The sequence below is a fragment of the Actinoplanes philippinensis genome, from assembly GCF_900113015.1.
Lineage (GTDB): Bacteria > Actinomycetota > Actinomycetes > Mycobacteriales > Micromonosporaceae > Actinoplanes > Actinoplanes philippinensis.
Genome location: NZ_FONV01000019.1, coordinates 177617 through 184020, shown reverse-complemented (window position 1 = coordinate 184020; position 6404 = coordinate 177617). Strand labels below are relative to the sequence as shown.

The window sequence follows — 6404 nt, the reverse complement described above, 5'->3', positions numbered from 1 at the left end:
GACGCAGGGGCCGGGACGCAGGGGCCGGGACGCAGGGGCCGGGACGCAGGGGCCGGGACGCAGGGGCCGGGACGCAGGGGCCGGGACGCAGGGGCGGGGACGGAGGCGGGTGAGTGCCCGAGGCACGACGCCGGCCCAGATGACGTGTGGAGGACTGCTATGACGCACGCGATCTTCCGGCGAGCCCCGTCCGCTCGCTGGGCTGCCATGACGCACGCGATGGCGAGCCGGTCCGCACGCTGGGGCGGGGACCCAGGACCAGCCGCCGGAGCGCTCGGGTGGACGCGACCGGACTCGGCAGTGGTCACGGTGCGCCGCGTGGCTCAGTCCCCGCGGTGGGGGCGGGCGTTCAGACGGGCGGCCTGTCTCGTCAGGTGGTCGCGTTCGGCGAGGTTGGTGGCTTGGTGAGCGGCTTTTGCGTACAACTGGGCTGCCTGGTTTTGATCTCCTGCCTTCTCATGAAGATAGGCCGCCGCAGCGGTGTGACGCGGGAGGGACGGGTCGAGCGCGGCCAGGGCGGCGAGGCCGGCCTGTGGGCCGTCGGCCTCGCCCACGGCGACCGCCCGGTTGAGCCGCGCCACCGGATTACCGGTGAGGCGGATGAGTTCGTCATACCACTCGACGATCTGGATCCAGTCGGTCTCGTCGGCGGTCTGCGCGTCGGCGTGCAGGGCCGCGATCGCCGCCTGCGCCTGGAACTCGCCGAGCCGGTCCCGGGAGAGCGCTGTCTGCAGGATCGTCACGCCCTCGGCGATCATCGTGGTGTCCCAGCGCTCGCGGTGCTGGAGGGCGAGGGGTACGAGACTGCCGTCGGGTGCGGTGCGGGCGGCGCGCCGGGCATGGTGCAGCAGCATGAGCGCGAGGAGGCCGGCGACCTCGGGGTGGTCGATGGCGGCGGCCAGCCGGCGGGTCAGCCGGATCGCCTCGGTGGCCAGGTCGACGTCGCCGGTGTAGCCCTCGTTGAACACCAGATAGAGCACTCGCAGCACGGTCGCGACATCGCCGGGCTGGTCGAACCGCACCCCGGACACGGTTCGTTTGGCCCGGCTGATGCGTTGCGCCATCGTCGCCTCGGGGACGAGATAGGCGTCGGCGATCTGCCTGGTGGTGAGGCCGCCGACGGCACGCAGGGTGAGCGCGACCGCCGAGGCCGGGGTCAGCGATGGGTGAGCGCACAGGAAATACAGCTGGAGGGTGTCGTCGGTGTTCGTGGCCGGTCCGGACGGCGGTTCCTGGTCGGCGAGGTCCTCGCGCCTGCGCCGGGCGGCGTCGGCGCGGGCCGCGTCCAGGAACCGCCGCCACGCGACGGTGATGAGCCAGCCCCGCGGGTCTCGCGGCGGGTCGCCGGGCCAGACGCGCAAGGCTTCGACCAGGGCGTCCTGCACAGCATCCTCGGCCGCCGCGAAGTCGGCTCCCCGCCGGACGAGGATCGCGAGCACTCCGGGTGTGAGGCCGCGCAACTCGGCCGGATCGGGCAGGCGCGGCTCGGGGGCCGCGTCGGCGAGGCGGGAGATCGACGTGGGATCCGAGCCCGAGGCCGACTCGGCATCGGAATCCGCGCCGGGCGGCGACCCCGGATGCGAACCAGAGCGGGAAGCCGGCCCCGCATCGAAACGCGGGCCGGACGGCGACCCGAGATGCGAACCAGAGCGGGAAGCCGGCCCGGCATCGGAGCACGGGCCGGACGGCGGCCCGAGACCCGGACCCGACCCGGTACCCGCTTCCGGGCTGGGAATCAGCTCGGAAGCGGGAGGGGTGCTCGGGCCGGGCGGCGGCAGGGGGCCAGCGGCAGGACGAGGGGCGGTCATGACGGTGCGGTCACTCCGTGACGGTGGGCGGCATGTGCAGGAACGGACGCAGTTCGAGCCATTCGTGGATCGGGCGGCCACCCGCACCGGGGGCTGCCGACAGTTCGCCGGCCAGTTCGACGGCGCGCTCGTGGCTTTCCACGTCGATGATCATCCAGCCGGCGATCAGGTCCTTGGTCTCCGGGAACGGGCCGTCGGTCACCGGCGGGCGGCCCTCGCCGTCGAAGCGGACCCATGACCCTTCCGGCGCCAGGGCGTCGCCGCTGACGAACTCGCCGCTCTCCTCCAGCCGGGCCGCGAAGTCGTTCATGTAGGCGATGTGCGCGGAGATCTCCTCCGGCGTCCACTTCTCCATCGGCACGTCGTTGACCGGGCTCGGCGCGCCACGGTAGTGCTTGAGCAGGAGGTACTTCGCCATGGTGGGTTCTCCTCGGTGCGTTTGTGCGACCCATTCTGGTCGCGCTTCGTCCCGGGGACGGAGCCGCACACGCGTTCTCGACATCGCTCGGCGAGAAAAACCAAAAAAGTTCGGACGCCGGAAGGGACCACGCTGCGACAGGAAGCACGACCCGAGATGCGTGAATCGGATCGCCGGTGAGTCGGGCTCCACCCGCACCGGGGATCGATCATTCGGGAGTTCCCTGCCGCCCCACGGGGTCGGGGCACGGATCCAGGAGGCGGTGGGGATGGCACAAAGGCGTCGCGGGTGGAGGCGCCGGCAGACAGTGCCAGGCAGTTGGTCGTCGGCAACGCGGGGCGGGCTGCGTGCCGCCCCGCGAAGAACGTGGCCATCGACAGAAGAGCGTGATCACCGACAGAAAGAGGTCATCACCGACAGACAAAAGTGATCCTGAAAGGGGAGCATGATCACCGACAGAACGGCGTGGTCACCGACAGAACGGCATGGTCACCCACAAGGAAGAGCAGGATCACACGAAGCCCGGCGGGGGTGTGAAGGCGTGGAACTCCCGTTCGAGGAGTTCGGCGAAACGGATCGGCGTGTGGTCCTCCAGGAACGGGCCGATCAACTGGACGCCGATGGGCAGCCCCTGCGCCGACTGGCCGGCCGGCACGGCGGTCGACGGCAGGCCGGGTGCCGTGGCGACACCGCCCCACGCCGTCTGGTCGAGGTAGTCGTGTTTCTCGCCGTCGATCAGGATCGTGCGCCGGCGCACCGGTTCGCTGTGGTCGTGCGGGAAGGCCACCGTCGACGAGACCGGCGCGATCACGATGTCGAACTCGGTGAACAAGTCGGCCCACTGGGCTCGCTGGACGGCGCGGACCGTGTCGGCTGCCACCCAGTCACGGTGGCTCAGAACCACACCGCGGGCCCGCTCGGCGGCCAGAGACGTGTCGGACGGGTCGAGGGCTGCCGCCGTCGTCTGGGCGGCCGCGTACACCTCGGGTGGGAAACCGGCCGCCAGACTCGACTGGAGCAGGCGCATGTAGGAGCGGGCGTTCTCGGCCAGGTCGGGCAGGCGCGGGCTCTGCCGCCGGACCGTCACCCCGGCCTTCTCCAGCCGGGTGGCGAGTTCGTCGATCGCGGCGCGCACCTCGGACGACACCGGGACGAGCGGATGCCCGTCCAGGACGAGAACCCGGAACGCGCCGAGGTCGTCGTGCCGTGCGGGACGCAAGGCGCTCCGGTAGCCGAGGCCGAGTCCCGCCTCGTCGGGGTCGGCGAGCAGGCGCAGCATCATCGCGAGGTCGGTCGCGCTGCGGGCCATCGGCCCGACGACGCCCAGGTCGCCGCCGATCTCCGGGAGCGGCCGGGTGCCGGGGAACGTGTGCCCCCGCAACGGGACCAGGCCGATCGACGGCTTGTGGGCGTACACCCCGGAGAAGTGTGCCGGCACCCGCAGCGAACCGCCGATGTCCGATCCCATCGACAGGGCGCCGAAGCCGGCGGCGAGGGCGGCGGCCGAGCCGCCGGACGAGCCACCGGGTGTACGCGTAAGGTCCCACGGGTTGTTGGTGGCGCCGTGGATCGCGTTGAACGACTGGAAGTCGCCGAGCGCGAGGGGCACCGTCGTCTTGCCGAGGATGACCGCTCCGCCCGCCTTGAGCCGGCTGACCACGACCGCGTCGTCGGCCGCCACATTGTCCTTGAACGGCGGGAACCCCCACGTGGTGGGCAGTCCGGCGATGTCGATCGAGTCCTTGATGGTCATCGGGACGCCGAGGACTGGGCCGGCCTCACCTCGGGACCGTGCCGTGTCGGCCGTGCCCGCCGCCGCGAGGGCTCGGTCGAAGTCGCGCACACAGATCGCGTTGATGTCGCCGTCGTGCCGTTCGATCCGGGTGATCGCGGCCGTGGTGAGCTCGACTGCCGAGACGTCGCCGTTCTCCATCGCCGTGACGAGTTCGGCCGCGGTCGAGTACGCGTAGTCGGTCATGCCCCCAGACTGCCCCATGGCGTCGACCCGCGGGACCCCACAAGGACCGCGAGAAAAGCCACCAGACCGCCATGGATCGCGAGGAAAGCCACCAGGCCCCACAAGGACCGCGAGAAAAGCCACCAGACCGCCATGGATCGCGAGGAAAGCCACCAGGCCCCACAAGGATCACGAGAAAGGCCACCAGGCCCCACAAGGATCGCGAGAAAGGCCACCAGGCCCCACAAGGATCACGAGGAAAGCCACCAGACCGCGCAAGGATCACGAGGAAAGTCAGCAGGCCAGTCAAGGATCGCGAGAAAGGCCACCAGATCCCCAAGAAGGCCGGCAGCCCGGCAAGAACCGGCGAGGAGGACGACGAGGCCCCGCAAGAACCGGCAAGGGAAGACCACCGGGCCGCGTAAGAAGACGCAAGGGGCCGGCCGCCGAACCCCGCAAGGGCCAGTGCGGCCGATCCGGCTGCGGCCGGCTCTCCGTGCTCGTCGTAGCCGGCAGACGCAGCAGCAGGAGCGGGCTCACCAGGATCACCACGCCGACGACGGCGAGCGCCACCCGCGGCCCGGTGACCCCCGCGAGCACCCCGCCGAGGGCGCTGAGCCCGGCGATGGCCAGACCGCTGCCGATGGACCAGGCGGTGAGGACCCGGGCGAGGAGCGGGCCGGGGGTGTGGTCGAGCCGATAGGTGGCGAGCACCGGATTGAACAGGCTCATGCAGATGATGATCACGAGTTCGAGCAGGATCACGGTGACCAGTCCGGTCACGCCGGGCTGCACGAACGCGAGGCCGAGCAGCCACACCGCGCGCAGGGTGCCGAGGACCCGCAGCACCCACGGCCGGCCGCGGGAGGCGACGACCCGGCGGGCCAGGCGGGAGCCGATCAGGCCGCCGAGGCAGGGTACGGCGAACGCCAGCCCGTACTGCCAGGGCGGGAATCCGAGTTCACCGAGCATGAGGACGGTCAGCAGCGGCTCGGTGGCCATGATCAGCCCGTTGACGAGCAGGCTGTTGAGGAAGAGCGCCCGCAGCCCGGGGTGCCCGAACACGTGCCGCCACCCGTCGGCGAGGTCGCGTCCCCGGAACGCCGCGGACCGGGACGACGGCGGCGCCTCGCGTCCGCGGATGCCGGTGAGCAGGAGCGCCGACAGCAGATAGCTGACCGCGTCGGTGATCACGGTGACGACCGGCCCGAACAGGCCGATGGCGGCCCCGCCGAGCGGCGGCCCGACCGCGATGGAGCTCCAGTTGGTCGACTCGAACCGGGAGTTGGCGACGAGCAGGTCACCGGCCGGCACGAGTCCTTTGAGGTGGGCGCCGGCCGCGGCGTTGAACGCGATCTTGCCGGCCGCGGCGGCTGCGGACACGACCAGCAGCTGTACGAAGGTGAGCGTGCCCGTGGCGTACGCGAGAGGGATCGTCATCAGCACGGCGAAGCGCGCCAGATCCATCGTGATCATGACGGGCCGTTTGCGGCGGAACTCCATCCATGGCCCGAGCGGCAGCGCGATCAGCGCGCCGACGGCGGGACCGACCGCGGCGAGCGCGGACACCTGTGCCGGCCCGGCATGCAGCACGACCACCGCGATCAGCGGCAACGCCCCGAAGGCCAGCCCCGAGCCGTAGGCGCTGACCGCGTACGACGCCCACAACCACCGGAACCCCGTGCCCACCCGAGCACCCTACTGGGCGGCCGGACGCCCCCCGAAGGCAACTTTGGTGAGCAGCTCGGTGAGGGTTTTGCGTTCGTGGCCGGTGAGGGCGGCGAAACTGGTGTCGCCGGCGGCCCGGACCTCGGTGAGCGCCTGTTGCAGCAGCTCACGCCCGGCCGGTGTGGCCACGATGATCCGTGATCGGCGGTCTCGCTCGTCGGGCCGGCGCTCGACGAGGCCGCGCCGCTGGAGGTCGTCGACGAGGGCGACGACCTGGCTGGGGTCGAGGCCGAGGAACTCGCTGAGCTCCCGCTGGGACGGCCCGATCCCCTGGCCGGCGAGCCACAGCACGGACAGCGACCGCACCTTGAGCTGGAACGGCGCCAGTCGCGCGTTGGCCGTGCCGCTGGTCACCGCGCGGGCCCGGGCCAGCAGGAACGCCGGGTCGGCCGCGAGGTCCGAGCCGAGCAGGCGATCGACGACGGCCCCGATGAGAGGCAGGCCACAATGGATCTTCGGACCAGAGAAACCCATGAGGTACGCCGGGTCGTCT

The 6404-nt window shown here is 71.4% G+C and carries 5 protein-coding genes; all 5 read right to left on the bottom strand.

What is annotated here, in order from left to right; translation table 11 throughout:
* Positions 1–323: 323 nt before the first annotated feature.
* The 5 genes from BM290_RS39760 to BM290_RS39740 all read right to left on the bottom strand — a co-directional run bounded on the left by BM290_RS39760 (position 324) and on the right by BM290_RS39740 (position 6385).
* Positions 324–1478, bottom strand: a complete 1155-nt coding sequence (locus BM290_RS39760; RefSeq protein WP_177320089.1) for an RNA polymerase sigma factor — start codon at positions 1476–1478, stop codon at positions 324–326.
* 340 nt (positions 1479–1818) lie between these two features.
* Positions 1819–2226 (bottom strand): YciI family protein, encoded by a 408-nt coding sequence (locus BM290_RS39755; RefSeq protein WP_093621130.1) that lies wholly within the window; start codon positions 2224–2226, stop codon positions 1819–1821.
* Positions 2227–2737: 511 nt separating this feature from the next.
* Complete coding sequence (locus tag BM290_RS39750) at positions 2738–4204, bottom strand: amidase (RefSeq protein ID WP_093621129.1); 1467 nt, start codon at positions 4202–4204, stop codon at positions 2738–2740.
* 285 nt (positions 4205–4489) lie between these two features.
* Positions 4490–5872 carry an MFS transporter gene (locus BM290_RS39745; protein ID WP_239143857.1) on the bottom strand — a complete coding sequence of 461 codons (1383 nt, stop codon included), beginning with the start codon at positions 5870–5872 and terminating at the stop codon, positions 4490–4492.
* A gap of 9 nt (positions 5873–5881) precedes the next feature.
* Positions 5882–6385, bottom strand: a complete 504-nt coding sequence (locus BM290_RS39740) for a MarR family winged helix-turn-helix transcriptional regulator (RefSeq protein ID WP_093621128.1) — start codon at positions 6383–6385, stop codon at positions 5882–5884.
* Positions 6386–6404 lie beyond the last annotated feature (19 nt).

Bases quoted from the DNA above. Each gene is read 5' to 3' on its own strand.
- BM290_RS39755 (WP_093621130.1), bottom strand. From the start codon at position 2,226: ATGGCGAAGTACCTCCTGCTCAAGCACTACCGTGGCGCGCCGAGCCCG.
- BM290_RS39740 (WP_093621128.1), bottom strand. From the start codon at position 6,385: ATGGGTTTCTCTGGTCCGAAGATCCATTGTGGCCTGCCTCTCATCGGG.
- BM290_RS39750 (WP_093621129.1), bottom strand. From the start codon at position 4,204: ATGACCGACTACGCGTACTCGACCGCGGCCGAACTCGTCACGGCGATG.